The 25,985-nt window shown below is 74.0% G+C and carries 23 protein-coding genes; 15 read left to right on the top strand and 8 right to left on the bottom strand.

The window, feature by feature from the left end; all coding sequences use genetic code 11:
- Positions 1 to 222: 222 nt before the first annotated feature.
- The 4 genes from ACIP9H_RS23075 to ACIP9H_RS23060 all read left to right on the top strand — a co-directional run bounded on the left by ACIP9H_RS23075 (position 223) and on the right by ACIP9H_RS23060 (position 2,985).
- Positions 223 to 783 carry an NADPH-dependent FMN reductase gene (locus tag ACIP9H_RS23075; protein WP_401585596.1) on the top strand — a complete coding sequence of 187 codons (561 nt, stop codon included), beginning with the start codon at positions 223 to 225 and terminating at the stop codon, positions 781 to 783.
- Positions 784 to 857: 74 nt separating this feature from the next.
- On the top strand, positions 858 to 1,223 hold the full coding sequence (locus ACIP9H_RS23070; RefSeq protein ID WP_401585599.1) for a PH domain-containing protein: 366 nt from the start codon (positions 858 to 860) through the stop codon (positions 1,221 to 1,223).
- Positions 1,224 to 1,558: 335 nt separating this feature from the next.
- Entirely contained in the window at positions 1,559 to 1,906 is a 348-nt protein-coding gene (locus tag ACIP9H_RS23065; RefSeq protein WP_401585601.1) for an MmcQ/YjbR family DNA-binding protein, read from the top strand.
- Positions 1,907 to 1,962: 56 nt separating this feature from the next.
- The gene (locus tag ACIP9H_RS23060) at positions 1,963 to 2,985 is read left to right on the top strand and encodes a TIGR03617 family F420-dependent LLM class oxidoreductase (RefSeq protein ID WP_401960490.1); all 1,023 of its coding nucleotides are present in this window, start codon (positions 1,963 to 1,965) and stop codon (positions 2,983 to 2,985) included.
- Positions 2,986 to 3,391: 406 nt separating this feature from the next.
- Here the strand turns inward: ACIP9H_RS23060 and ACIP9H_RS23055 are convergent, their stop codons facing one another.
- Positions 3,392 to 4,252, bottom strand: a complete 861-nt coding sequence (locus ACIP9H_RS23055; RefSeq protein WP_401590615.1) for an aminoglycoside phosphotransferase family protein — start codon at positions 4,250 to 4,252, stop codon at positions 3,392 to 3,394.
- A gap of 696 nt (positions 4,253 to 4,948) precedes the next feature.
- On the opposite strand from ACIP9H_RS23055, the gene ACIP9H_RS23050 reads away from it, so the two are divergent.
- Positions 4,949 to 5,629: a RibD family protein gene (locus ACIP9H_RS23050; RefSeq protein WP_401590612.1), complete on the top strand. Its 681-nt coding sequence runs from the start codon at positions 4,949 to 4,951 to the stop codon at positions 5,627 to 5,629.
- On the opposite strand, the gene ACIP9H_RS23045 is transcribed toward ACIP9H_RS23050, so the two are convergent.
- A complete protein-coding gene (locus ACIP9H_RS23045) occupies positions 5,608 to 6,399 on the bottom strand; it encodes a CDP-alcohol phosphatidyltransferase family protein (RefSeq protein WP_401960487.1) in 792 nt (263 codons plus the stop codon). The two genes, ACIP9H_RS23050 and ACIP9H_RS23045, sit on opposite strands and share 22 nt — an antisense overlap.
- Before the next feature lie 92 nt (positions 6,400 to 6,491).
- Here ACIP9H_RS23045 and ACIP9H_RS23040 point away from each other — a divergent pair, with 92 nt between their 5' ends.
- Genes ACIP9H_RS23040 through ACIP9H_RS23020 form a run of 5 tightly spaced genes read left to right on the top strand, consistent with a single transcriptional unit; the run spans position 6,492 to position 10,917 of the window.
- Entirely contained in the window at positions 6,492 to 7,472 is a 981-nt protein-coding gene (locus ACIP9H_RS23040) for a zinc-binding alcohol dehydrogenase (protein WP_401960485.1), read from the top strand.
- A gap of 22 nt (positions 7,473 to 7,494) precedes the next feature.
- Complete coding sequence (locus ACIP9H_RS23035; RefSeq protein ID WP_401590604.1) at positions 7,495 to 7,893, top strand: 6-pyruvoyl trahydropterin synthase family protein; 399 nt, start codon at positions 7,495 to 7,497, stop codon at positions 7,891 to 7,893.
- On the top strand, positions 7,890 to 9,002 hold the full coding sequence (locus ACIP9H_RS23030; protein WP_401960482.1) for a glycosyltransferase family 4 protein: 1,113 nt from the start codon (positions 7,890 to 7,892) through the stop codon (positions 9,000 to 9,002). The genes ACIP9H_RS23035 and ACIP9H_RS23030 overlap by 4 nt, the downstream gene beginning before the upstream one ends.
- Positions 8,999 to 9,886, top strand: coding sequence for a methyltransferase domain-containing protein (locus ACIP9H_RS23025; RefSeq protein ID WP_401960480.1), 888 nt, complete (start codon positions 8,999 to 9,001; stop codon positions 9,884 to 9,886). Before ACIP9H_RS23030 ends, ACIP9H_RS23025 begins: the two co-directional genes overlap by 4 nt.
- Positions 9,883 to 10,917 carry a lysylphosphatidylglycerol synthase transmembrane domain-containing protein gene (locus tag ACIP9H_RS23020; protein ID WP_401960477.1) on the top strand — a complete coding sequence of 345 codons (1,035 nt, stop codon included), beginning with the start codon at positions 9,883 to 9,885 and terminating at the stop codon, positions 10,915 to 10,917. Before ACIP9H_RS23025 ends, ACIP9H_RS23020 begins: the two co-directional genes overlap by 4 nt.
- A 780-nt stretch (positions 10,918 to 11,697) precedes the next feature.
- On the opposite strand, the gene ACIP9H_RS23015 is transcribed toward ACIP9H_RS23020, so the two are convergent.
- Positions 11,698 to 14,121: a SpoIIE family protein phosphatase gene (locus ACIP9H_RS23015; RefSeq protein ID WP_401590593.1), complete on the bottom strand. Its 2,424-nt coding sequence runs from the start codon at positions 14,119 to 14,121 to the stop codon at positions 11,698 to 11,700.
- Between the two features lie 107 nt (positions 14,122 to 14,228).
- Positions 14,229 to 15,689 carry an MDR family MFS transporter gene (locus tag ACIP9H_RS23010; RefSeq protein ID WP_401590590.1) on the bottom strand — a complete coding sequence of 487 codons (1,461 nt, stop codon included), beginning with the start codon at positions 15,687 to 15,689 and terminating at the stop codon, positions 14,229 to 14,231.
- A gap of 224 nt (positions 15,690 to 15,913) precedes the next feature.
- Between ACIP9H_RS23010 and ACIP9H_RS23005 the strand changes: the two genes are divergently transcribed.
- Complete coding sequence (locus ACIP9H_RS23005; protein WP_401590587.1) at positions 15,914 to 16,711, top strand: tyrosine-protein phosphatase; 798 nt, start codon at positions 15,914 to 15,916, stop codon at positions 16,709 to 16,711.
- A 21-nt stretch (positions 16,712 to 16,732) separates the two neighbouring features.
- Here ACIP9H_RS23005 and ACIP9H_RS23000 read toward each other — a convergent pair whose 3' ends face one another.
- Entirely contained in the window at positions 16,733 to 17,725 is a 993-nt protein-coding gene (locus tag ACIP9H_RS23000) for an NAD-dependent epimerase/dehydratase family protein (RefSeq protein ID WP_401590585.1), read from the bottom strand.
- A 150-nt stretch (positions 17,726 to 17,875) separates the two neighbouring features.
- On the opposite strand from ACIP9H_RS23000, the gene ACIP9H_RS22995 reads away from it, so the two are divergent.
- The 4 genes from ACIP9H_RS22995 to ACIP9H_RS22980 all read left to right on the top strand — a co-directional run bounded on the left by ACIP9H_RS22995 (position 17,876) and on the right by ACIP9H_RS22980 (position 22,252).
- A complete protein-coding gene (locus tag ACIP9H_RS22995) occupies positions 17,876 to 19,528 on the top strand; it encodes an amidohydrolase (RefSeq protein WP_401960472.1) in 1,653 nt (550 codons plus the stop codon).
- Between the two features lie 78 nt (positions 19,529 to 19,606).
- Complete coding sequence (locus ACIP9H_RS22990) at positions 19,607 to 20,035, top strand: VOC family protein (protein WP_401960470.1); 429 nt, start codon at positions 19,607 to 19,609, stop codon at positions 20,033 to 20,035.
- Positions 20,032 to 21,117, top strand: a complete 1,086-nt coding sequence (locus ACIP9H_RS22985; protein ID WP_401590577.1) for an adenosine deaminase — start codon at positions 20,032 to 20,034, stop codon at positions 21,115 to 21,117. Before ACIP9H_RS22990 ends, ACIP9H_RS22985 begins: the two co-directional genes overlap by 4 nt.
- Before the next feature lie 154 nt (positions 21,118 to 21,271).
- Positions 21,272 to 22,252 (top strand): hydroxyacid dehydrogenase, encoded by a 981-nt coding sequence (locus ACIP9H_RS22980; protein WP_401960468.1) that lies wholly within the window; start codon positions 21,272 to 21,274, stop codon positions 22,250 to 22,252.
- 18 nt (positions 22,253 to 22,270) lie between these two features.
- Here ACIP9H_RS22980 and ACIP9H_RS22975 read toward each other — a convergent pair whose 3' ends face one another.
- The 3 genes from ACIP9H_RS22975 to ACIP9H_RS22965 all read right to left on the bottom strand — a co-directional run bounded on the left by ACIP9H_RS22975 (position 22,271) and on the right by ACIP9H_RS22965 (position 25,978).
- Entirely contained in the window at positions 22,271 to 23,542 is a 1,272-nt protein-coding gene (locus ACIP9H_RS22975) for an alpha-L-fucosidase (RefSeq protein WP_401960465.1), read from the bottom strand.
- Between the two features lie 163 nt (positions 23,543 to 23,705).
- On the bottom strand, positions 23,706 to 24,632 hold the full coding sequence (locus ACIP9H_RS22970; protein ID WP_401960463.1) for a carbohydrate ABC transporter permease: 927 nt from the start codon (positions 24,630 to 24,632) through the stop codon (positions 23,706 to 23,708).
- On the bottom strand, positions 24,629 to 25,978 hold the full coding sequence (locus tag ACIP9H_RS22965; protein WP_401590568.1) for an ABC transporter permease subunit: 1,350 nt from the start codon (positions 25,976 to 25,978) through the stop codon (positions 24,629 to 24,631). The genes ACIP9H_RS22970 and ACIP9H_RS22965 overlap by 4 nt, the downstream gene beginning before the upstream one ends.
- Between the last annotated feature and the right edge of the window lie 7 nt (positions 25,979 to 25,985).

Genomic DNA, 25,985 nt, shown 5'->3' with positions numbered 1-25,985 from the left:
CGTCGAGCGCCGCGAGCACGTTCGGGTTGTACGACGAGTATCCCTCGGCGGGTGTGGCACAGGCGGACAAGGATGCGGCTCCGCGTGGCACTGCCGGACAAGTCGGCACCCGGGACCTTGCATACGGTCGCTCTCGGGGCGGACCGGGCCGGATTCAGGCTTCTGGATTCCGCGGCGCGCCCCGTGAAGTGCTCGCATCAATCGACAGGTGGGAATGCAGTAATGAAGATCGGCGTAATACTCGGCAGCACGCGCCCCGGGCGTCTGGGGGCCTCCATCGCCTCGTGGGTCATGGAGCATGCCGAGAAGAGGACGGACGCGGAGTTCGGACTCGTGGATGTCGACGCGTACCGGCTCCCCCTCCTGGACGAGCCCCTGCCGCCCATATTGCAGCAGGTCACCCACCAGCACACGAAGGACTGGGCTGCCGCGATCGCCGGGTACGACGCCTTCGTCTTCATCGCGGCCGAATACAACCGCTCGGTGCCGGGTGCGCTGAAGAACGCCCTCGACTATCTCTTCCACGAGTGGCACAACAAGGCCGCCGGAATTGTCAGTTACGGCGGCGTGGTGGGCGGCGCCCGGGCCGCCGAGAGCCTCCGTCTGGTACTGGGCGAGCTCAAGGTGGCCACCACGCGTGAGGGCGTTTTCATCAACACCCGGACGGATTTCGAGAACTGGACCGTCTTCAATCCCACGGACCAGCACGTGGCCGCCCTGAACACGGTCTTCGACGAGGTCGTCGCCTGGGGGAGCGCGCTGAAGCCGCTCCGCGACGCCTGAGCGTGGAGTTCGGCCCCGCAGCGCTCCGATAAGGTGATGATCTCCGGTCAACTTGCTGCTGTGGAAGGTCTGTTATGGCGATGTTCGGAAACGCGCACGCGGTCGATGTGACGGCGGCGCAGGAGGAGTTCGCGCGACTGCTGGGGGAGGACGAGCAGCTGCACGCCGCGTTCGAGCTGGTGCGCGACAGCATCCTCTTCACCGACCGCCGGCTGATCTTCGTGGACAAGGAGGGGGTGACCGGCAAGAAGGTGGAGTACCTCTCCGTGCTCTACAGGAGCATCACGCGCTTCTCGGTCGAGACCGCGGGCCCCTTCGACCTGGACGCCGACCTCAAGATCTGGATCTCCGGCAGCCACGAGCCGATCGAGAAGAGCTTCACCCGGGGTGTCAACGTCTACGAGATGCAGGGCATCCTCGCGAAGTTCGCGGCGCGGTAGCCGCTTCTCCCCTTCGGGTTCCGCCGTGGGGTCACCGGTACACGTACGACACGACGATCGGGTAGGTGCCAGCGGATGAACGACATGGTCGGGGAGATCCTCGAGGAAGTCGTCGAGGGCGTGGTGGAAGAGCTCGCCGAGGAGATCGGCGGCGACGCTCTGGAGGATGTCGTGGAGAAACTCATCGACTGACCGGTCTCCGCCGGCCGTCGGTCGGCCCGCCCGGGCCGGTCAACCGGCGACGGCGCAGCGCAAGGCCGTTCCCCTCGTGACGGGGGAGCGGCCTTTCGCGTGCCCGGGGCGTCGGTGTCAGTGGCGGTGTCTAACGTAGGTGCATGCCCGACTCCCAAGACGTCCGCCGTATCGCCCTCTCGCTGCCGGAGACGGCGGAGAAGGAGGCCTGGAGCATGCCCACGTTCCGGGTCGCGGGGAAGATGTTCGTGACGGTCCCGGACGACGAGACCTCGTTCGCCGTGCGCTGCCCGATGCACGAGCGGGAGGAGCTGATCGCGGCGGAGCCGGAGAAGTTCTGGGTCCCGCCGCACGAGGCCGGCTCGCACTGGGTGCGGGTACGGCTGGCCGCGCTGGAGGATCTGGACGAACTGCGGGACATCCTGCTGGACTCCTGGCGGCAGGCCGCGCCGCCCGCGCTCCTGGAGTCGCAGGACCCCGCCGGGTCCTGAACCGGCCACGGCCCCTTGCCCCCGAACCGCCGTCAGCCCGACCGGAGCCCCGCCGCGTGACCACCGCACCCTTGAAGACCGACGTCACCTTCACCGGACCGATCGAGCGGGCCGCCGCCGCGGCGGAACTGGCCGAGGCGCGCGGCGCCGACGGCCTCCTGGTGAACGAGCTCAAGCACGACGCCTTCCTGCAACTGGCCGTCGCCGCCGGCATCACCCGGCGGATCGCACTGGCCACCGGGGTCGCCATCGCCTTCGCCCGCGGCCCGATGACGGTGGCGACGGCCGCATGGGACGTCCAGCGGCTGTCCGGCGGCCGGGCCGTCGTCGGACTCGGCTCGCAGGTCAAACCGCACATCACCCGCCGCTACAGCATGCCGTGGTCGCAACCGGCCGCCCGGATGCGGGAGTTCACCCAGGCGCTGCGCGCCGTCTGGCACAGCTGGCAGACCGGCGGCCGGCTCGCCTTCCGCGGCGACTTCTACACCCACACCCTCATGACCCCGATGTTCGACCCGGGACCGCTGCCGTCCGGGCCGCCGCCGGTGTGGCTGGCCGCCGTCGGCCCGCGCATGACGGCCGTCGCGGGCGAGGTGGCCGACGGGCTGATCTGCCATCCCCTGACCTCCCCGGAGTACCTGCGCCGGGTGAGCCTCCCGGCCGTGCACGCCGCCCGGGAGTCGGCAGGACGGGCCGCGCTGCCCTTCGACGTCGCCGGGACCGTGCTGGTCGCCACCGGCCGCACCGAGGAGGAGTACGCCGCCGCCCTGACCGCCACACGTGAGCGGATCGCGTTCTACGCCTCCACGCCCGCCTACCTCCCCGTCCTCGAACTGCACGGCTGGGACGAGCTCCACCGGGAGTTGCACCGGCTGTCCCTGCGCGGCCGCTGGCAGGAGATGGGACGCCTGGTGGACGACGGCGTCCTGGACGCCTTCGCCCTCCACGGCGAACCGCGGGCAGTGGGCCGGGCGGTGCGCGAGCGCTTCGGCGGCCTGTACACCCGCGTCAGCGTCTCCTTCTCCCACGACGCGGACGACACCCTCGCGCTCGACGTGCTCGACGCCGTCAAGGGGTGAGTCCTGCCCCTGCGGGGGGCGGGTCGGGAACGACGCTGCGGTGCCAGGCCCTTGCCACCGCCGGGGCCTGGCTGCCGCGCCGGCGCGATGTCCCGCTCCGGGACGGCGGTCTTCCCACCGCAGGGTTCCCGGTGGCCCGGGGAAGCGGACCGCGATCCATGCCGCGCCGCCGCGCCCGGCACCGTGACCGAGCGGGGGTGCCCGGCTGGGCTGTTGGTGGCTCCGCTGTGAGCGGACGCTGGGGACTCGGCCCAGCGGCCGTGCCCGAACAGGTAGCCGCCTCCCCGCGGCCGACGCGGAGAACCACCCCAACCGGCGTGCCCGGCACGTACCGCCGGGGGCTTGGGCTGGCAGCTCTGTCCTTACAAGGCCGTTCTCACCGCTCCACCCGTATGCCTGCAGTCGGTCAGGCCATGGGTGGCTTCAGCTGGGCCGTGCGGGCCAGCCATGCCGCGGCAGCGGCACACCGCTCCGCAACGACGTCGTCCGGCTCGCCGTTGAGTAGGGCGAAGGAGACTTGCTCCAGGCCGAAGGTGAGATACCAGGTCCATGCGCGCTGCAGCGTCCGCCCGTCGACAGCGGCCCCGACCTTGTCCCAGCCGTGCCAGGCCAGACAGGCGGCATCGATGGCGGGGTCGAAAGGTTGGGCCAGGTCCCAGTCCAGTACGCCGAGCAGGCGGCCGTCCCCGCTCCAGTGCAGGTTGGCGCCTGCCAGGTCACCGTGGACGAGCGACGCCGCGGTGGCGGGTAGATCCATTGCCGCGTGGACGCGCCGACGTGCCTCGGGCTGCCAGGTGCGGGGTAGCCGGGGTATCACGTCCTGCTCCATGATCTCGGCCCACCGCTCACCTCCAGCGTATTCGTGCGGCACCCCCAGCAGACCGTCCAGGTCGTGGCAGTCCACCTGCCGCAGCGCGTCCAGCAGGCGGGCGAGCTCCCTAGGCTCTCCCCCCTCCCCCCGCTGGCAGGGGCTTCCCTCCAGCCACGACAGTGCGACGGCGGTATGCCCCTCCTCCTGCACCACCTCGGACAGTGGGACCGGTACCGCGAACGGCAAGTCCACCTTCGTGAGACGGCGCAGAAGATCCGTACGCCGCGGCAGCGCAGCGATCGCGGTGGAGTTCTTGGCGATGCGCACGACGGCGACACCGGGAAGCAGCACCACGTGGTGAGAGCCACCACTCGCGAAAGCCGCAGCGCGAAGATCCGCTCCGGGCAGCACGGCAGCGGCAACAGCAAGCAGCTCCTCAGGCACGTGATCAAGCACCACGGCAGCCTATCCAGGCAGCCCTGCCGGCACGTCGAGACGGCTACCGCGCGTGCCACAGCCGTGCCACATTGCGCGGCCGGCCACGGTCAACGACGAGGCACCGCGGTCGCGATGACTGGCTGAGCTGGGGACTCCGCAAAGCCGCACTGACCTGCGTGCCCTCGATCCCCCCGACCACCAGGCTTACCAGGCAGCGTTCCGCGTGGTGGCTGTCGAAGGCGCGCGCTCCCCGTCGCCACGGCTCCTGCGGCCGCAGGAGTGCCGGGGCGTCGACCTGTTCCGGCACCGCCGACCATGGCCTCGGCCCCGTGCCGGCGGTCTTCCCGTTGCCGGGCCGTTGGCGGTCGGGACGGCGGACTGCGAACCGTGCCGCGCCGCAGCAGTCGGCACCGTAACGTCGCCCGGCGTGCCCGGTTCCGGCCGCGGGTTGCGCCGTCGTGAGTGCTCGCCCTGGACGCGGGTCGGCGGCCGTCACGGCCGCCTGCGTGCCGCGTCGCTGCCTCGCAGAGCCTGGCGCGGAGAACCAGCGCGCCCGGCACGGGCCGGCGGTCGCAGGCGTGAGAGCCCGGACGCGGCCGGGTCTGCCCGGCCGGGGCGCTGACCTGCGACGCCCCCATACCTCTCCGCCTCGAATCGTGCAAGCTTACGAACGTTCCATCGCCCGCGCGGACCTGGGAGGGGATCATTGGCGACATGAGATCGCGCCCGTATGTACTGCTGTCGGTCGCCTCCTCGTTGGACGGGTGCCTGGACGACACGAGCACGACCCGCCTCCTGCTCTCCAACGACGAGGACTTCGACCGCATCGACCAGGTCCGGGCCGGGGTGGACGCCATCCTGGTGGGGGCCAACACCATCCGTTCGGACGATCCCCGGCTGCTGGTGTGCCCGGAGCGGCAGGACGAGCGGCTGCGGGCGGGCCGGCCGGCGACGCCGGTCAAGGTCACGCTGACCGAGAGCGGCAAACTGGACCCGGAAGCGCGGTTCTTCACGACCGGCGACTGCGCCAAGCTCGTCTACACCACCACCGGCGTCGCGCCCGCGCTGGGCGAGCGGCTGGACGGGCTGGCCACGGTGGTCGGCGCGGGCGACCCCTTGGACGTCCACGAGGTGCTGGAGGACCTTGCCGGGCGCGGGATCGAGCGCCTGATGGTCGAGGGCGGGGGCGTGGTCCACACGCTCTTCCTGTCGGCCGGGCTCGTCGACGAGCTGCAGCTCGTGTACGCCCCGTTCTTCGTGGGCCAGGCCGACGCGCCGCGCCTGGTCCAGCCGGCCGACTTCCCCCAGGGGCCGGGCCACCGCATGCGCCTCGCGGAGACCCGGCAGATCGGGGACGTCGTGCTGCTGCGCTATCACCCGCGCCAGGACGACTGACCGGCGCCCGATGCCACCGGCGCCACCGGCGCCGGAAGCGCCTCGTGGCCGCCTCCGGGCGCCGCGACCGGCCGGGTCCGCCACAGCCAGGCGATGTCGCGGCCGAAGGACCACACCAGCGCGCCCAGCGCGAGCGCGGCCACCCCGGCGGCGGCCGCCCCCGGGAGGATCCCCGAGCAGGCCGCGACGAGCGCGATCCCCTGGCACGCCGCCACCGTCTTGCGGGCGAAGCTCGGCGGGAGCGGCGCGTTCAGCCAGGGCAGCACCCATGACGCCGCGACGAACGCGTACCGCATGGCGCCGATCGCCAGCACCCACGGCCCCTGCACCATGGCCAGCTGCACGCTGAGCACCATGATGAGGAAGGCGTCGACCTCCATGTCGAAGCGGGCGCCCAGCCGCGAGCAGGTCCCGGTGCGCCGGGCGACCTTGCCGTCGACCGCGTCCAGCACCAGCGCCACCGACGCCACGAGGGTGAAGACCGGGCCGTGGGCCGCGCCCACCACCGCCAGCGCCGTGACCCCGCCGACCAGCACCGCCCGCCCCAGGGTCACCCGGTCGGCCGGACCCAGCGCGGTGACCCCCGAACGGCGGAGCGCGCCCGCAAGCACCGCCCACACGGCGGCACCGTAGGCGGTCCCCGCGATCCAGCCCGCCTCGCGCAGGCCCACCGAGGCCCACAGCGCGACGAGCAGCCCGAACTGGGCCAGCGCGGCGACGGCTTGTTCCCGTCCCGCCGACCCCTTGTCGAGCCGGGTTCCCACGGTCATCACGGTCATCTTTGTTCCCCCGGTTACGGGATTCGCGGGAGCGCCGCGTACGGTACGGCCTCATCTGTCGTGGAGGGATACGGAGAAAACCCATGGAGCGTTCGGCACGGGCCTTCTGGCTTCGCACACCAGGCGAGGGCGAGATCCGCGCAGCGACCCTGCCGGAGCCGGGACCGGACGACGTGGTCGTGCGCACGCTCCACTCCGGGATCAGCCGCGGCACGGAGACCCTGGTCTTCCGCGGCGGTGTGCCGGAGAGCCAGTACACGATCATGCGGGCGCCCTTCCAGGAGGGCGACTTCCCGAGCCCGGTGAAGTACGGCTACCTGAACGTCGGCGTGGTGGAGCACGGGCCGCGGGAGCTGCTGGACCGCACCGTCTTCTGCCTGTACCCGCACCAGACCCGTTATGTCGTCCCGGCCGCGGCGGTCACCCCTGTGCCCGACGACGTGCCCGCCGCGCGGGCCGTCCTCGCCGGCACGGTCGAGACCGCCGTGAACGCCCTGTGGGACGCCGCGCCCCTGGTCGGCGACCGGATCGCGGTCATCGGCGCCGGCATGGTCGGGTGCAGCGTCGCCGCGGTCGCCGCCGGCATTCCCGGGGCGCGGGTCCAGCTCGTCGACGTCGACCCGGCGCGGGCCGCGGTGGCCGCGGCCCTCGGCGTCGGATTCGCCCTGCCCGGCGAGGCCGAGGGGGGCTGCGACCTCGTCGTCCACGCCAGCGCCACCGAGGCCGGGCTCGCCCGCGGCCTGGAACTGCTGGAGCCGGAGGGCACCTTGCTGGAGATGAGCTGGTACGGCGACCGGCGGGTCTCACTGCCGCTCGGCGAGGCCTTCCACTCCCGCCGCCTGGTCGTCCGCAGCAGCCAGGTCGGCACGGTGTCGCCCAACCGCCGCACGCACCGCGGCTACGCCGACCGGATGGCGGTGGCCCTGCGTCTGCTGGCCGATCCCGCCTTCGACACACTGATCACCGGACAGAGCCCGTTCGACCAGCTGCCCGAGGTGATGAACCGTGTCGCCGGCGGTGAACGATCCGTGCTCTGCCACCGTATTGACTACCGACCGGCATAGCTCAGCCCTGGAAGGTTCCACCGTGTTCAGTATCACCGTTCGCGACCACATCATGATCGCCCACAGCTTCCGCGGCGAGGTCTTCGGACCCGCGCAGCGACTGCACGGCGCGACGTTCCTGGTGGACGCGACCTTCCGCCGTCCCGAGCTCGACGACGACAACATCGTCGTCGACATCGGCCTTGCCACCCAGGAGCTCGGCAAGGTGGTCGCCTTCCTCAACTACCGCAACCTGGACGACGAGCCGGAGTTCGCCGGAATCAACACCTCGACGGAGTTCCTGGCCCGGTACATCGCCGACCGGCTCGCCGACCGGGTGGCCGAGGGCGCCCTCGGCGAGGGCGCGCGCGGACTCACCGGCATCGGCGTCTCCCTGCACGAGTCCCACGTCGCCTGGGCGAGCTACGAGCGGACCCTGTGAGCGCCGCGGGCGCCGTCGCACCGGACGTGCGCACCGTCCACGTCGTCCTGCCGGGCGACGTGGACGACACGGCCGTGCCGAGCGGCGGCAACGTCTACGACCGGCGGCTGAACCAGTCACTGGCGGCGGGCGGGCGCACCGTCCACGAGATCGCCGTGACGGGGGACTGGCCGCGGCCCGACGACGCCGCCCGCGAACGCCTGGCCCGGTCGCTCGCGGCCGTGCCCGACGGCGCCTGCGTCCTCCTCGACGGCCTGGTGGCCTGCGGCGTGCCCGACATCGTCGTCCCGCAGTCGGGCCGGCTGCGGCTGGCGGTCCTGGTCCATCTGCCGCTCGCCGACGAGACGGGACTGCCGCCCGAGGTCGCCGCCGAACTCGACTCCCGGGAACGGGAGACCCTGCACGGAGTGGGCGCGGTGGTCGCCACCAGCCCCTGGGCCGGACGGCGGCTCGTGCAGCACCACGAACTGCCCGCGAGCCGCGTGCACGTCGTGCCCCCGGGCACGGACGCGGCGCCCCTCGCGCCGGGCACCGACGGGTCGTCACATCTGCTGTGCGTCGCGTCCGTCACGCCCCGCAAGGGGCAGGACGTGCTCATCGAGGCGCTGGCGGACCTCGCCGACCTGCCGTGGAGCTGCGAACTCGTGGGGCCCCTCGATCGCGACGGCGCCTACACCGAGCTGATGCGCGAGCTCCTCGCGGCCACCGGCCTCACCGGCCGGGTCCGGCTCACCGGCCCGCTCACCGGCCAGGACCTGGCCGGCGCGTATGCCGCCGCCGACCTGCTGGTCCTGCCGTCCCGCGCCGAGACGTTCGGGATGGTCGTGACCGAGGCACTGATGCGCGGCATCCCCGTGCTCGCCTCGGACGTCGGCGGTGTGCCGGACGCGCTCGGGCAGGCCCCCGACGGCAGCCTCCCCGGCATCCTCGTGCCCCCCGGCGACCGGGCGGCGCTGGCCGCTGGACTGCGCCGCTGGTTCGCCGAGGACGCGCTGCGGCGCCGCCTGCGGACGTCGGCACGGGACCGGCGCGACACCCTGCGGGGCTGGGAGGAGACATCGCGGCGCATGGACGCGGTGCTCCGGAAGATGGTGCGGGAGGGGTCATGACGGACAGGTCCGGGACAACGGCGGGCGCGGCCGAGGCGCCCGCCTTCAGCCCGCAGTGGCTGTCGCTGCGCGAGGGCGCCGACGCCGCCGCGCGTTCGGCCGCGCTCATCCCGCCGCTGCTGGACCGGCTGGCCGCCGCGCCGCCCCCGGACGGCACGCTCGTCGTGCGCGACCTCGGCTGCGGCACCGGGTCGCTGGGCCGCTGGCTGGCCGACCGGCTGCCCGGCCCCCAGCACTGGATCCTCCACGACCGCGACCCGAGGCTGCTCGCCCTCGCCCGGGCGAGCCTGGACGGCCGGACCACCGCGGCAGGCGCCGCCGTCACCGCCGCGGTCCACGAGGGCGACCTGACCCGGCTGCGCGCCGCCGACCTCGCCGGCACCTCGCTCGTCACCGCTTCCGCCCTGCTCGACCTGCTCACCGCCGACGAGGTGGACGCCCTCGCCGCCGCCTGCACCGGGGCGGGCTGCCCCGCGCTGCTGACCCTGTCCGTCGTCGGCCGTGTGACGCTCGACCCCGCCGATCCCCTCGACCACGAGATCGCCGAGGCCTTCGACGAGCACCAGCGGCGCGAGAGCGACGGCCGGAGCCTGCTCGGGCCCGACGCCGTCGCGGCCGCCACCGAGGCCTTCGAACGGCACGGCGCCACCGTGCTCAGCGGCCCGAGCCCTTGGCGGCTCGGCCCGGACGAGTCCGCCCTCACCGCGGAATGGCTGCGCGGCTGGGTCGGCGCGGCCGTCGAGCAGCGCCCCGGGCTCAGCGCCCGCGCCGAGGGCTACCTCCGCCGCCGGCTCGACACCTGCGCGGCCGGCGGACTGCGGGCCGAGATCGGCCACACCGACCTGCTCGTACTCCCCGGGGCACCGGGCGGTGACGTGCGATGACGCTCCTGAAGCGCGCATGGCCCTGGCTCCGGCTGCTCCTCGGCGCCGGCATCCTGGCGGCCCTGGTGGCCCGGCTCGGCACGAGCGCGTTCCTCGACGGGTTGCGCATGGTCAACGGCGTGTCCGTACTCGCCGCGCTCGGCATCGGCCTGCTCACCACTGTCTTCAGCGCCTGGCGCTGGTGCCTTGTGGCCCGCCGCCTCGGCCTGCGGCTGCGCATCGGGCGGGCCGTCGCCGACTACTACCGCGCCCTGCTGCTCAACGCGGTGCTCCCGGCGGGCGTGCTCGGGGACGTCCACCGGGCGGTCCAGCACGGGCGCACCGAGGGCGACGTCGGCCGCGGGGTGCGGGCGGTCGTCCTGGAACGTACCGGGGGACAGATCGTCGTCCTCGCGCTCGGTGCGGCCGTGCTGCTCAGCCGGCCCGCGCTGCTGGCCGACATGACACGCGAACTCCTCCCCGGCGGCGGCGCCCTGGCGCTCACCGCGGCGGCCCTCGGCACGGCCGCGGTCGCCGGACTGCTCACGGCGTGGGCGCTGCGGCGCCGCCGCCGTGCCGGCAAGGGCGCCGGCGCCCTCGCGGGCGGTCTCGCCGACCTGCGCCGCGGCCTGCTGGCCCGCTCCACCTGGCCGGGCGTGGTCCTGCTCTCCGCGGCGGGCCTCGTCGGGCATGTCGCCCTCTTCGTCGTCGCCGCCCGCGCCGCCGGGTCGGCCGCCCCGGTCGTCCAGCTCGTCCCGCCGCTCACCCTGGCCCTGCTCGTGATGGGCCTGCCGATCAACATCGGCGGCTGGGGCCCCCGCGAGGCCGTCTCCACACTCGCCTTCGGCGCGGCCGGCCTCGGCGCCGCCCAAGGCCTGTCCACCGCCGTCGTCTACGGCGTCCTCACCCTCGTCGCGAGCCTGCCGGGCGTCGCCGTCCTCCTCCTCTCCCGCCCCGGCACCGCGCCGGCCCGCCCCGCCCTCGCCGCCCGCATCCGCGGCCTGCGCCGCGACCACCGGCCCGTCGCGGTGGCCGTCGCACCGGAGAGCTGATCCGTCGTACGGCGGCGGCAGGCCAGGTGGTTGTGCCGTTCGGGTGGCCGGGAGCAGGCCGGCGGCCGCTCTCGTCGTGGACGCGGGGGCGGCATGGGCCGCCGTGGTCCGCAGTGTCCGCGTGGTCACGAGCCTGCCGGGGTCGGCGTCCTCCAGCCGGTTCCGCCTTCGGCGCCCGTATGCGTGGCATGGGCCGTGAGGGCGGGCCGGTCGGGCCGTGGCGCCGGCGGGCCGATCCGCGGTGCGGCGGCAGGCCGGGCGGTTCTGCCGCGCAGGGTCCTACCGTTCGGTGCGGGCCGCGGCCGCTCGCGCCGTGGATGCGGGGCGGCACGGACCGCGGTTGTGGCGTTGGGCTCCGGCCCGTTCCTCCCGCGGCGCACCCCCTCCCGGGGTCGTTGGGGCGACTGACGGCCGGTGGGGTGTCTGCAGGCGGCGACGGCTGCGCCCTTGGACAGCGCGGCGTCTACGGGTGCCCGAGCACGGTGCCGCTTCAGACCACCCACCGGGGATCAGGCGCTTGACGAGACCTGAGGGGGCGGGGTCGTAGGGGTGGCGTTCTGGACACTGGAGCATATTTGGGTGCGTGACGCGGAGTGCGCAGCGGAAAGCGCCTGAGGCACCTAAATGTGCTGTCCAGAATGGCAGCCCCGGAGGCCCCGAACCCGGCCCCCGCACAACGCGCGTCGGGGCGCCCTGACTTCACAGGGCACACGGGTGGGCGGGCGGGGGAAAAGCCAGGGCCGCGACGGCAGGCCCGTCGTGCGTCGGCGGGAACCGCCGTCACGCGGGAGGCGGCAGCGGCTGTTCCGTCCAGATGGTCTTGCCGCGCAGGGTGTGGCGGGTGCCCCACCGCTCCGTGAGCTGCGCGACCAGGAGCAGGCCGCGGCCGCCCTCGTCGTAGACGCGGGCGCGGCGCAGATGGGGAGCGGTGCTGCTGGCGTCGGAGACCTCGCAGATGAGGCTCGTGTCGTTGATCAGCCGTAGCTGGATGGGGGCGCGGGCGTAGCGGATGGCGTTGGTGACGAGCTCGCTCACCACCAGTTCGGTGACGAACGCCATCTCCTCCAGCCCCCACGCCGCGAGCTGTTCCGTGGTGAGCCTGCGCGCGTGGGCCACCATGGCCGGGTCGGGCGGCAGGTCCCAGGTCGACACGCGGGACGCGTCGAGGCCGTTGGCGTGGGCGAGGAGCAGCGCGACGTCGTCGTCGGCGGGGGTGTCGGGCAGCAGGGTGCGCATCACGTGGTCGCACATGTCGTCCAGGGACCCCGACGGGCCGTCGGCGATCGCCGCTGCCAGCCGTGCCGCGCCCGCGGCGAGGCCCGCCTCGGGCACGCGGTCGCGCCGGCCCGCGCCGATGAGCCCGTCGGTGAACAGGGCGATCATGCTGCCGTCGGGCAGATCGAGTTCGGTGGACTCGAAGGGCAGACCGCCGAGGCCCAGCGGCGGCCCGGCGCGGACCTCGGGCACCTCGACGGCACCGTCCGGACGCATGACCACGGGTGCCGGGTGCCCGGCGCGGGCGACGGTGCAGTGCCGGGTGATCGGGTCGTACACGGCGTAGACGCAGGTGGCGCCGATGTTCCCGGCATCGGCGTGCTGGGCGTGCTCGGCGTGCTCGCCGGGCCCGTCCGGGTGCTCCTCGCGGTTGAGCCGCAGGACGAGGTCGTCCAGGTGGGTGAGGAGTTCGTCGGGCGGCATGTCGACATCGGCGAGGGTGCGTACGGCCGTCCGCAGCCGGCCCATGGTGGCGGACGCCTGGATGCCGTACCCGACCACGTCGCCCACCACCAGCGCCACGCGCGTCCCGGACAGCGGGATCACGTCGAACCAGTCGCCGCCGACACCCACCCGCGCGTCGGCCGGCAGGTAGCGGGAGGCGACGGTGACCGCGGCCTGCCGGGGTGTGCGCTGCGGCAGCATGCTGCGCTGGAGGGTCAGGGCGGTGTTGCGCTCACGGGTGTAGCGCAGCGCGTTGTCGATGGACAGTGCCGCCCGCGCGGTGATCTCCTCCGCCAGGATCAGGTCGTCGGGGTCGAACGGGTCGGGCGTGCGGTGCCGGACGAACTGGGCGATCCCCAGCGTCGTGCCGCGGGCGCGCAAGGGGACCACGATGAGCGAGTGGACGCCGAAGGCGTGCGCGGTACGCGCGTGCAGCGGGTCCGTGCGCAGCCAGTCCTGGACGTCCTGGTCCTCGAACCACAGGTGCGACGCCTTCCCGGTGACCAGCGCCCGCACCATGGGCGACTCCTCGGGATAGCGGTCCGGCTCCCCAGGGCGCACGGAGGTCTCCGGCGCCCCGGCCAGGACGGAACTCTGGGCCGCCCGGCGCAGGACGACCGGGCCCGGCGCCCGCGGGCCGCCGTCGTCGGCCGCCTCGTCGAGGACGGCGTCCAGCAGGTCCACGCTGGCGAAGTCGGCGAACTGCCCGAGCACGACCTCGGTCAGTTCCTCGGCCGTCCGTACGACGTCGAGGGTGGTCCCGATCCGCACGCTGGTCGTGTTGACCAGGCTCAGCCGCTTGCGCGCCTTGTACTGCGACGTCGTGTCGAGCGCCGCCACGGACACGCCGCGCACCTGCCCGTCCGGGTCCTTGAGGGGGTAGAGGTAGACCGACCACGCGTGGGCGCGGCTCTCGCCGGGGGCCTGGGTGAATGTCTCGGCGGTCATCCGCTCGCCGCTCTCCATGACCCGGTCCATCAGTTCCTCGAGCTTCTCCGACCGGCGGCCGGGGGAGAACTCGACCACCCGCAGCCCGATGACCTCCTGCTCCGGGACCCCCATCACCCGGCGGCCCTCGGCGCTGCTGCCGATCAGCCGCTTCTCGTGGTCGTACACCCCGAAGACCGCGGGCATCTGGTCCAGGGCCCACTCCGCGAGTGGTGTCCCGGGCTCCTCCGCCCGCACCGCCCATCCGCCGCCCATCGGCGCCGCCTCGACCTTCGCCCCCACGTCGTGGCCCCGGCGGTGGCGCAGCCGCAGCCATCCGCGCCACTCCTCCTGGTGCCTCAGGCTCCGCAGCGCCGAACCGGGGAGCTGACCGGCGAGCAGCGTCCGTGCCTGCTGCCCCACCACTTCGTCCCGCCGGTACCCCAGCAGCCGCGCGGCACCGGGCGTCCAGCCGGTGACGACGCCGTCGGTGCCCACGGCGGCCATCGCGGCCCCGGCAGCGGACTGCCCGTCGTCCATCGGATCGTGTACCGGCATCGCCGATGTCCTCGCCTGGTCGGTTCCGAGGCCCGGACCCCGCGCCATCCTCCCCAGCATCCCACCCGGGCCAAAACGTCTCAAACAGACGCCGCGGCCGGGGAGCGTCAGGGCGACGCGGGTGTCGCCGCCTCGGCGGCGCCGGGCCGGGCGGGCCGCTCCGCCTCGAACCGTTCCACTCCGAGGGCGTCCTGGTCGGAGACGAACAGGGCGGCGACGGCGGAGATCAGCGCGAGGCCGGAGCACAGGACGAAGCCCGCGTGATAGGCGGTCAGGTTGGCGGTCGGCGTGCCGTCGGCGGTCAGCGCGGTCGTGCCGACCGCCGCGAGCAGGGTGGCGATCACGGCCGTGCCGAAGGCGCCGCCGAGCTGCCGCTGCATGTTGAACACGGTGGCGGCCCGCCCGGTCGAGGGGGCCGGGACGGTCGCGAAGGCGGCGTTCTGCGCGGACATCATCACGTGCCCGATGCAGTAGCCCAGGACGAACAGCACGCCCCGCAGCGTCCACTCCGATGTGGTGGTGGTGAAGCCCGCCATGACGGCCACGCAGACGGCCATGCCCGCCGAGCCGCCCACCATCAGCCAGCGCGGCCCGATCCGCCGGTACAGGCGGGGCGCCACTTGTGCGGCCGCCATCACGCCCAGGGCCTCGGGGAAGGTGGCCATCCCGCTCTGCAGGGCGTCGAAGCCCAGCGCCTCCTGGAGGAACAGCGGGTACAGCCAGACCGTGCCGAGGAACACCGCGCTCAGCGGGAACATCACGATGGTGTTGGCCCGGAACAGCCGGTCCCGGAAGAGCTCCAGGTCCAGCATCGGCTTCGGGATGCGCCGTTCCACCGCCACCATGGCGAGCAGCGCGGCGATGCCGGCCACGAGCGGTACGACGATGCCGGCCGTGCCCCAGCCCCGGTCGGGGCCCTCGGTCAGCGAGTAGAGCGTCAGTGACAGACCGCCGCCCGCCAGCAGGAACCCGGTGAGGTCGAAGCGGCCCGGGGCCTCCACCCGGTAGTCCGGCAGGAACAGCAGGCCGAAGGCGACGGCCGCGGCGCCGATGGGCAGGTTGACCAGGAACACCCAGTGCCAGGACACCGCGTCGGACAGCCAGCCGCCGAGCACCGGGCCCACGGCCGGGGCGACCGCGGTGGGCACCATCAGCGCCCGCTGGGCCTTGATCCGCTTGGCCGGGGGATAGGCCCGGAAGAGCATCGTCTGACCGACCGGGGTGAGCAGACCGCCGCCCGCGCCCTGGAGGATCCGGTACGCGGTCAGCTGGTCCATGGTGGTGGCCGTGGCGCACAGGGCGGAGGCGCCCGTGAAGACGACCAGCGCCGCCAGGAAGGTCCGCCGCGTGCCGTAGCGGTCGCCGAGCCAGCCGGCGACCGGGATGAAGACGGCGAGGCTGACCAGGTAGCCGATGTTGATGGCGCCGAGGCCGGAGGCCGGGACACCGAAGTCGTGGCCGATCGCGGGGACCGCCACATTGACGATCGTCGTGTCCATGATTGCCATGAAGAGCGCGGAGACGAACACGACGGCGACCGCGATCGTCGGCGGAATCCTGCGGGCCACGGGGGATCTCCTCGCTCTCGCCGCCGTCCCCGCGCGGTCGCCCGCGCCCGGACGGCGCCTGCCGGCCGGGCCCCCTCACGGACGGTGGCCGGCCGGTCACGGCCTTCAGCTAAACCCGTGCGGCCGCCGTCCGCACCCCGGGGGCACCCGGATGCGCGTCCTCCCGCCGTGACGTACTGGTACAAAAGAACAGGCGACACGAAGCCCGTCACGAGGAGGCCGTCTTGGAAGCGACGCACGACGGCCCGGGCGGCGGCGCGGCCCGATGGGTGGAACTGGCCGAGGTCGACAACATCCGCGACCTCGGCGGACTGCCCGTCCTCGGCGGCGGCAGGACCCGGCGCGGCGTGGTGTTCCGGGCGAGCACCCTCCAGGACGCCACGGCCGGCGACGTCGAACTGCTGCTGGGGCGGTACCGGCTGCGGACGGTGGTCGACCTGCGCGGCCCCGACGAGGCCGCCCGCGAGGGGCACGGCCTGCTCGCGGGCACCACAGTGCGCCGGGTCAGCCTGCCCGTGCGCCGTGTGCAGGCGCTCGTGACCGACGCCGTGCCGGCGGTGCGCGGCGAAGGCGGGGAAGCCGCCGACGACACGGCGGGCTTCTACGAGGGCCTGCTCGACGGCAGCGGCGCGTCCCTGGTCGACGCCGCGCGGATCGTCGCGGACACCGAGCAGCACGCCGTGGTCTTCCACTGCGCCGTCGGCAAGGACCGCACCGGTGTCCTGGCGGCGCTGCTGCTCGACGCGGTCGGGGTGCCGGCCGACGCCATCGCCGCCGACTACGCCCTGACCGCCCAGCGCGTCGTCCGGATCCGCGAGCGCCTCGCCCGGCTCCCCTCGTACCGCGACCTGCCCGCCGTCGAGCACCACTACATGGCCTCGAAGCCCCAGGTCATGCACCACTTCCTCGACACCCTGCGCACGCGGCACGGCGGCGCCGGCCGGTGGCTGCGCGAACGCGGCCTCACGGGTGCCGAACTCGGCCGCCTCAAGGACGTGCTGGTGGCCGTCCCCGAGAGCTGAGGCCGCCCGCGCGGGCCGCCGTCACCCGAGACCCTTCAGGGCCGCGGCCTCCTTCTCGGGCGGCAGCCCCACCGCCGGACGGTCCGGGCGCTGCGGTGCGACCCCGCCCAGGGAGCGCAGCCACGACCAGGTGTCGGCGACCGTCTCGGCGACCGGGCGGCAGCGCAGCCCGGCGGCGACGGCCCGGGAGACGTCGCCGGCGTGCAGGGTGTCGTACAGCTCGCCCGGCGGCAGCCAGACGGGCAGCTCGGTCCACGGCTCGATGCCGGCGTCGAGCACGGCGGCGGGCTCGGCCCACCGCAGGTCCGCCGCACCGCCCGTCACCTGGGCGCAGAGGCCGAGCAGTTCGCCCGTCGTGGTGTGCCCGGACGGGCTGACGATGTTGTACGCGCCGCCCAGTCCCGCCGCGGCGGCGTCCAGCGTGAAGGCGGCGAGGTCGCGCGCGTCGACGTACTGCAGCGGCAGGTCGCGCGGCCCGGGGGCCAGCACGGGGCCGCCGCGGGCCATGCGGGTGAGCCACCACGGCAGGCGGCCGATGTTCTCGTACGGGCCGAGGATCAGCCCCGCCCGGAGCAGCAGCGCGCGGTCGCCGAAGGCCCCGATGGCGGCCAGTTCGCCGCCCCGCTTGGCTCGTGCGTAGTCGACGTCCGCGCCGTCGTCGGGCGACGCGTCGACCACCGGTCCGTCCTCGTCGAGGCCGGCGGGCGCGGGGTAGGTGTACACCGAGCGGCTGGACACGTAGGCGTAGCTCCCGGCGCGGCCCGCCAGCAGGGCGGCGCTGTCCCGGACCGCCGACGGCGCACCGGACCACGTGTCGACCACCACGTCCCACTCGCCCCGCGCGAGCTCCGCGAGGCCGCCTTCGGCGACCCGGTCCCCGTGCAGCACGGCGGCCCCCGGCGGCGGCGAGTGCCGTCCCCGGTGGAACACCGTGACCTTCTCACCGCGCGTCAGGGCCTCCTCCGCCACCGCGCGCCCCACGAACTCCGTACCGCCCAGGATCAGCACATTCATGCGGCCACTGTGCCGTGCCGGAGGCCGCCGCGGGGCCGGTCACGCTCTGAGCGCAACCGCGGGGCCGGCGGGGCGTGGTGCGTCCGGCGCGGGCGGGTGTACAACGGCTGCTCGATGCCCTGCCCCGAGCCCCCGATGTGGAGCGCGCCCATGTCCCGACCCCCTGCCGACCTGGTGTTCACCGGCGGCCCGGTGCACACCGTCGACGCCGTCCTGGGCCGTGCCTCCGGTGTCGCCGTGACGGACGGCCGGATCACCGCCGTCGGCCACGACGAGGTCCGCGGGTTCATCGGCCCCCGCACCGAGGTGGTGGACCTTGCCGGACGGCTGCTGCTGCCCGGATTCCAGGACGCCCACGTCCATCCGCTCGGCGCGGGCCTCGAACTCGGGCAGTGCCATCTCGCCGATGCCCACGACGCGAGGGAGTACGTGCGCCTGGTCCGCGCCTACGCCGACGCGCACCCCGGGGCGGAGTGGATCACCGGCGGCGGCTGGTCGCTGGAGGCGTTCCCCGGTGGCAACCCCACGGCCGCCCTCCTGGACGCGGTCGTGCCCGACCGCCCGGTCTTCCTGCCCAACCGGGACCACCACGGCGCCTGGGTCAACTCCCGTGCCCTGGAACTCGCCGGGGTCACCCGGGACACCCCGGACCCGGCGGACGGCCGCATCGAGCGGGACGCCGGCGGCCACCCCACCGGCATGCTGCAGGAAGGCGCCCAGCACCTGGTCGGCCGTCTGCTGCCCGCCGTCACCTTGGCCGAGCAGAAGGCCGCCCTGCTGCGTGCCCAGTCGGTGCTGCACGCGCTCGGTGTCACCGCGTGGCAGGACGCCATCGTCGGCACGTACGCCAACATGACCGACCCCGTGCCCGCGTACCACGCCGTCATCGACGACGGGCTGCTCACCGCCCGGGTCGTCGGGGCCCTGTGGTGGGACCGGGACCGGGGCGCGGAGCAGATCCCCGAACTCCTCGCACGGCGGGCCGAGGTGAGCCGCGGGCGGTTCCGTGCCGGCACCGTAAAGGTCATGCAGGACGGCATCGCGGAGAACGGGACCGCCGCCCTGCTGGACCCCTATCTCACCGCTTGCGGCTGCGCTTCGGGCAACAGCGGCATCAGCTTCGTCGACCCGGCCGGCCTCGCCGCGTACGTCGCCGAACTCGACGCCCACGACTTCCAGGTGCACTTCCACGCCCTCGGGGACCGCGCGGTGCGCGAGGCCCTGGACGCGGTGCGGGCCGCGCGCGCCGCCAACGGCTTCCGCGACACCCGGCACCACCTGGCCCATCTCCAGGTCGTCCACCCCGACGACGTCGCCCGCTTCCGGGCGCTCGGCGCCACCGCCAACATCCAGGCCCTGTGGGCCGCCCACGAGCCGCAGATGGACGAGCTCACCCTGCCCTTCCTCGGTCCCGAACGGGGCGCCTGGCAGTACCCGTTCGGCGACCTGCTGCGCGCGGGGGCGACGCTGGCCGCCGGCAGCGACTGGCCGGTCAGCAGCCCCGATCCGCTCCAGGCGCTCCATGTGGCCGTCAACCGCCGCCTGCCCGGGGCCCCCGAGGGCACCCCGGTCTTCCTGCCCGGGCAGCGCCTCGACCTCGCCGCGGCCGTCGCCGCGTACACCGCGGGCTCCGCGCACGTGAACCACCTGGACGACACGGGGACCGTCACCCCGGGCAAGCTCGCCGACCTGGTCGTCCTCGACCGCGACCCGTTCGCCGGACCCCCGGAGGCCGTCGCGGAGACCCGTGTGCTGCAGACCTTCGTCGACGGCCGCCGCGTGTACGCCGCGGCGGACGCCTGAGGCGCGCCGCCGCCGGGCTGCGCCGGGGCGGGAGGGCGCGCCTTGCCCGTCGTGGAGTGTTACGTATAACGTTGGCCCATGTCCCGCATAGCCCTGGTCACCCTCGTTGTGCCCGACCACGACGAGGCCATCGCCTTCTACACCGGCCCGCTCGCCTTCGACCTGGTCGAGGACGAGCCGCGCCCCGGCGGCGGCCGCTGGGTGGTCGTGCGCCCCCGCGGCGCGGACGAGGGCAGCGGGCTGCTGCTCGCGCAGGCGAAGAACGAGGCGGAGCTCGCCCGCGTCGGCGACCAGACCGGGGGACGGGTCGCCTTCTTCCTGCACACCGAGGACTTCGCCGGCGACTACGCGCGGATGCGCGCCGCCGGGGTGACCTTCCTGGAGGAGCCCCGCCACGAGACGTACGGCTCGGTCGTCGTCTTCCAGGACCCCTGGGGGAACCGCTGGGACCTCCTCCAGCCCGCCGCCGCCCCCGCCGCCACCCCCGACCAGGAGTCCACCGCGTGACCACGGCCGCTGCCCCCGACACCGATCTCCTGCGCCGGCTGCCCAAGGCCGTGCTCCACGACCACCTCGACGGCGGCCTGCGCCCGTCGACGCTCGTGGAACTGGCCGCGCGGATCGGGCACACGCTGCCCGCCACCGACCCCGCCGCGCTGGCCGCCTGGTACTACGACGCCGCGAACTCCGGCGACCTCGTCCGCTACATCGCCACCTTCGAGCACACCATCGCCGTGATGGGCACCCGCGAGGGCCTGCTGCGCGTCGCCGAGGAGTACGTGCTCGACCTGGCGGCCGACGGCGTCGTCTACGGTGAGGTCCGCTACGCCCCCGAACTGCTCGTCCACAGCGGGCTGGCGCTCGCCGAGGTCGTGGAGACCGTGCAGGAGGGCCTCGCCGCGGGCATGGCCAAGGCCGCCGCGGCGGGCACCCCGGTCCGGGTGGGCACGCTGCTGTGCGCGATGCGGATGGCCGACCGCAGCCGGGAGGTTGCCGGGCTGGCCGTCGCCTACCGCGACGCGGGCGTCGTCGGCTTCGACATCGCGGGCGCCGAGGACGGCTTCCCGCCCGCCGACCACCTGGCCGCCTTCGCGTACCTGCGCGAGGAGAACGTGCCGTTCACCATCCACGCCGGCGAGGCCCACGGCCTGCCCAGCATCCACCAGGCCGTGCAGGTCTGCGGGGCGCTGCGGATCGGCCACGGCGTCCGCCTCGTCGACGACATCGTGGACGGCAAACTGGGCCGCCTCGCCCACTGGATACGCGACCGGCGCATCGCCCTGGAGGTCTGCCCCACCTCCAACCTGCAGACGGGCGCGGCGACTTCCGTGGCCGATCACCCCATCACCCTCCTGCGCGACCTGGGCTTCCGGGTGACCGTCAACACCGACAACCGCCTGGTGTCCGGTACGACGATGACCCGCGAGACGGAGCGCCTGGTCACCGAGGCCGGCTGGACCGTCGCGGACCTGCGGACAGTGACGGTGGACGCCCTCAAGAGCGCGTTCATCCCCTTCGACGAGCGCAACGCGCTCATTCGCGACGTGGTCCTGCCGGGCTACGAGGCCGCGCTCGCCGGCGGCCTCTGACCGGGGCCGGGGGGCTGTCCCCTTCGCCGGGTTCGTGCGTCCTTGACTTCGTCCGGCGGCCCGCGAAGGATGGCGGTCGCTCGCCTTGTCCGCCCGCCCACCCCGGCCACAGGACGGTCCCCTCGTGCAGCCTGCCCCGCGTACCGTCCTGGCGATGCGCGCGCGCACCCGCGACGCCGTGTTCGGCGCGGGCGCCCTGGAACGGCTGGCGCGCGTCGCGCGCTTCGAACCCGGCCTCCTCGTGGAGGACTTCGCCGCCCCGGGGGCGCGGGAGGCGCTGGCCGCGGCGGAGGTGCTGCTCACCGGATGGGGCTGCCCGCCGCTGGACGAGGCCGCCCTCGACCGGATGCCCCGGCTGCGGCTGGTCGCGCACGCGGCCGGTACCGTCAAGCAGCACGTCACCGACGCCGTGTGGCGACGCGGCGTGCTCGTCTCGACCGCGGCCGCGGCCAACGCGCTGCCGGTCGCGGAGTACACCGTCGCGGCGGTGCTCCTGTCCAACAAGCGGGTGCTGGACACGGCGAGCGCCTTCCGCCGGGCGCGGGGAGACATCGGGGCGTTCGAGGCACTGGCCGGGGCGGGCAACTACCGTCGCACGGTGGGCGTGGTCGGCGCCTCCCGGGTCGGCCGGCGGGTCCTGGAACTGCTGCGCCCGTACGACCTGCGGCTGCTGGTCCACGACCCGTACCTGGATCCGGCCGCGGCGGCGGGGCTGGGCGCGGAATGGGCCGGCCTCGACCACCTGTGCCGGACCTGCGACGTGGTGAGCATCCACGCCCCCGAACTCCCCGCGACACGGCACCTGTTCGACGCCGCCCGGCTCGCGCTGCTGCGGGACGGCGCGACCCTGGTGAACACCGCGCGCGGTTCGCTGGTCGACACCGCGGCGCTGACCGCCGAGCTGGTCGCCGGGCGCCTGCACGCCGTCCTCGACGTCACCGACCCCGAGCCGCTGCCGGCCGATTCCCCGCTGTGGGACCTGCCCAATGTGCTGCTCACCCCGCACGTCGCGGGCTCGCTCGGCACCGAGCTGACCCGGCTGGCCGACACGGCGACCGGCGAGATCGAGCGCTGGGCCCGCGGCTTGCCCCTGGCGCACCCCGTACGGGCCGAGGACCTCGACCGCTCGGCCTGACCCGCCGGGCTTCGCGGGTCAGGAGCGGCCGGTGCCGCGGTACAGGTCGAGTTCGCCGTCGAGTTCGACCGCCAGCACGGTGGCGTGGGGGTCGACGTCCGCCGCGGGCGGGGCGTCGATCCAGGTGACGCCGGGCACCTCGTGCAGCCCGCCGGTGACGTCGTGGCCGAGCTCGGTGCCGGTGCCGACCACCGAGACGCGGCGGACGCGGTTGCGCAGGCCCCGCACCGACACGGCTTCCCGCGGGGCGTCGAAGCAGACCAGGTAGAGGGTGCGGCGGTCCGCGGACAGGGTGCTGGGGCCGTAGTGGTGGCCGGGGGGCAGTCCGGCGACCGTGCCGTGGACGGCGTCGGAGTGCGCGTGGATCCAGGCCCCGAGGCCCTCCAGGCGCTCGGTCTGCTCCGGCGTGACGGTGCCGTCCTCGCGGGGGCCGACGTCCAGCAGCAGGTTGCCGCCCGCGCCGATGGTCTCCGTGAAGTAGCGGACCAGCCGGGACACCGACTTGTGGTGGTGGTCGCCGGGCTGGAACCCCCAGGAGTCGTTCACCGTCAGGCACAGCTCCCACGGCCCGGACGGCGGCTCGACCGGGATGCCCTGCTCGGGGGTGGCGTAGTCGCCGTGGCTCAGCATCCGGGCGTTGAGCACGGTGTCCGGGTTCCCTGCCAGGATCGTGGCGGCGAGCGCGTCCATGCCCCACTGCTCCTCGCTGCGCTCCCACTCGCCGTCGAACCACAGCAGGTCGGGGCGGAACCGGGTGACGAGTTCCGCCACTTGGGCGTCCCGGTAGGCGAGGTAGCGCCGCCATGCCGCCGGGTCCTGCCGGCCGTCCGCGGGGACGACCCAGCGGCTGGTGGACACGTCCGGCATCGGGGGTTGCGGATGCACCACGCTGGCGTAGTCGGGGTGGTTCCAGTCGGAGTGCGAGTAGTACAGCCCGACCTTCAGTCCTTCCTCGCGCAGTGCCTGCGCGTACGGGCCGATCAGGTCGCGCCCGGCCGGGGTGCGGCGGGCCACCGACAGGTCGCCCTGGTCCGTGTCCCACAGCGCCACGCCGTCGTGGTGGCGGGCGGTGAGGACGGCGTACCGGGCGCCCGCGCGGGCGAACAGCCGGGCCCAGGACCGGGGGTCGTAGCGGGCGGCGGTGAAGCCGTCGAGCTGGCGCATGTACTGCTCGTGGCTGACCTGCCCGGTGTAGAACGACCACGACTCGGGGACGCCGTCGACCGCGTAGATCCCGTAGTGGACGAAGATGCCGAGCTTGGCGTCGGCGAACCAGGGCTGCATGGGCATGGGGCGGGTCCTTGCCGGTCGGGGACGCACGGGCGGGCCGTGGCGGCGCAGACGTCGGAGGGATCCGGCCTGCCGGGCCGACTCTAAAGTGGTATGGACCACCTGGCAAGCAAGTCCTCCGACGTCTGCGCCGCCCCGGGCCCTCGGCCGTGTCCGCGCGACGTCACTTCACCGAACCGGCCATGACCCCCTCCACGAAGTGCCGTTGGAAGGCGAAGAAGACCGCCAGCGGCACGATCAGCGACAGGAAGGCGCCCGGCGCCAGCACGTCGATGTTGGAGCCGAACTGCCGCATCTGCGACTGGAGGGCGACGGTGAGCGGCTGCGAACCGCTGTCCGCGAAGATCAGCGCGACGAGCATGTCGTTCCAGACCCACAGGAACTGGAAGATGGCCAGGCTCGCGATCGCCGGACGCCCCACCGGCAGCACGAGTCTGCGGAAGATCGTCCAGTCGGTGCCGCCGTCCATCCGCGCCGCCTCCAGCATCTCGCGCGGGATCTCGGCGAAGTAGTTGCGCAGCAGGAAGATCGCGAACGGCAGTCCGTACGCGACGTGGAAGAGGACCACGCCGGCGGTCGTCCCGAACAGGCCGACCGCCCCGAAGAGCCGGGCGACCGGCAGCAGGCCGATCTGCACCGGCACCACCAGCATGCCGACGACCACCAGGAACACCCAGTCCCGCCCCGGGAACTCCAGCCAGGCGAAGGCGTATCCGGCGAGCGCGGCGAGCACCACGACCGCCGCGGTCGCCGGCACGGAGATCAGCACGGTGTTCCAGAACGCCTGGGTGATGCTGCTGTCGCCGAGGATGGCCGTGTAGTTGCCGAACCCCAGCGACCCCGGGTGCAGCAGCCCGGTCCACCAGCCGGACGCGGAGGTGTCGTCGGAGTTGCGCAGCGAGGAGATGAACAGCCCGGCGGTCGGGGTGAGCCAGATCAGCGCGACGACGGTCAGCAGTGCCTGGACCAGCCCGCCGCGCAGCCAGGACGCGATCCGGCGGGCGGCCGACGGCCGGCCGGGGCCGCCGCCGGACCGGGCGGCGGAGGTGCGGGGCGGGGCGGGCCGCGGCGCGGCGCTCTGCACGGTCATCGCGAACTCCTGCGGAAGCGTCGGATGTTGAGGGCCATCGCGGGGAGCACGAGCAGCAGCAGGACGACGCCGATCGCGCTGCCCAGACCCTGGTTGTTGCCGCCGCCGAAGGAGACCAGCCACATCTGGAGGGCGAGCACGTTGGCGTCCTCCTGCACCGGGCCCGGGGCGATGATGTAGACGAGGTCGAAGACCTTCATCACGTTGATCACGAGTGTCACGAAGACCACGCCCAGTACGGGGGCGAGCAGCGGGACCGTGATGCGGCGGAAGATCTGCCACTCGTTCGCGCCGTCCATCCGCGCCGCCTCCAGGGTCTCGCGGGGCAGCGAGGACAGCCCGGCGCCGATCAGCACCATCGAGAAGCCGGTCCAGATCCACAGGTAGGCGCCGATGATCGCCGGAGTGATCAGCGTCGGGCCGAGCCAGGAGACGCCGTCGTACGGCGGCGCGAAGTTGCGCGCCGGGAGGCGGACCTCGCCGCCGCCGGCCGCGTCGGTGAAGCGGAACGAGCCGTCGTCGGCGGTCGTGGTCGTGGCGACGACCCCGCCGTCCTTCATCAGCTCGACCGCCATGTGCGGCAGGCCCTTCTCCTGCGGGTCGACCTTGCCCGGCGTGCCGCCGCCGCCCGGCACGAAGTCCAGGTAGACCACGCCGGTCACCTCTCCGTCGCGCGCGGGCGCGGGGGCGGCCGGACGGGCCCCGCCGGGCAGCGACTGCGGCGGCAGGCCGACCAGGGGGAGCGTGACGGTCGTGCCGGCCTCCGCCGGACGCACGGTCCGGAATCCGCCGTCGGAGGCCGTGAGCACGTCGTTGCCGCGCGGCCGGGCACCGGGGTACGCCGAGGCGTCGGTGAAGGAGTCGTGGATCGCCACCGCCGCGGCGTTGAGGACGCCGCGCTGCGGGTCCTGGTCGTACACCAGGCGGAAGGTGATGCCGGCGGCGAGGAAGGAGACCGCCATCGGCATGAAGATCAGCAGCTTGAACGCGGTGGCCCACCGGATCCGCTCGGTGAGCACGGCCAGCACCAGGCCCACGCCGGTGAGCAGCGCCGGGGCGACCACGACCCAGATCGCGGTGTTGCGGATCGCCTTGAGGGTGGCCGGATCGGTGAACATCTCCTGGTAGTTGGAGAGTCCCACGAAGCGGTCGCCGCTCGCGTCGAAGAGGCTGCGGCCGACCGAGAACAGGATGGGGTAGCCGACGAGGGCGCCGAGCAGCGCCAGTGCCGGCAGCGCGAAGACGACGGCCACGGCCTTGGCCCGGCGCGAGCGGCGCCGTACGGCCGGCGGGGTGGTGCCGCCCGCCGGGGCGGACGGCACCTTGCGGGTGAGCGCGGTGGACATGACGGGA

The sequence above is a fragment of the Streptomyces sp. NPDC088732 genome (genome assembly GCF_044751205.1).
In the GTDB taxonomy this organism is placed as follows: domain Bacteria; phylum Actinomycetota; class Actinomycetes; order Streptomycetales; family Streptomycetaceae; genus Actinacidiphila.
Note: the sequence above shows the minus strand (reverse complement) of the source record. Positions and strands in the feature narration are given on the sequence as shown.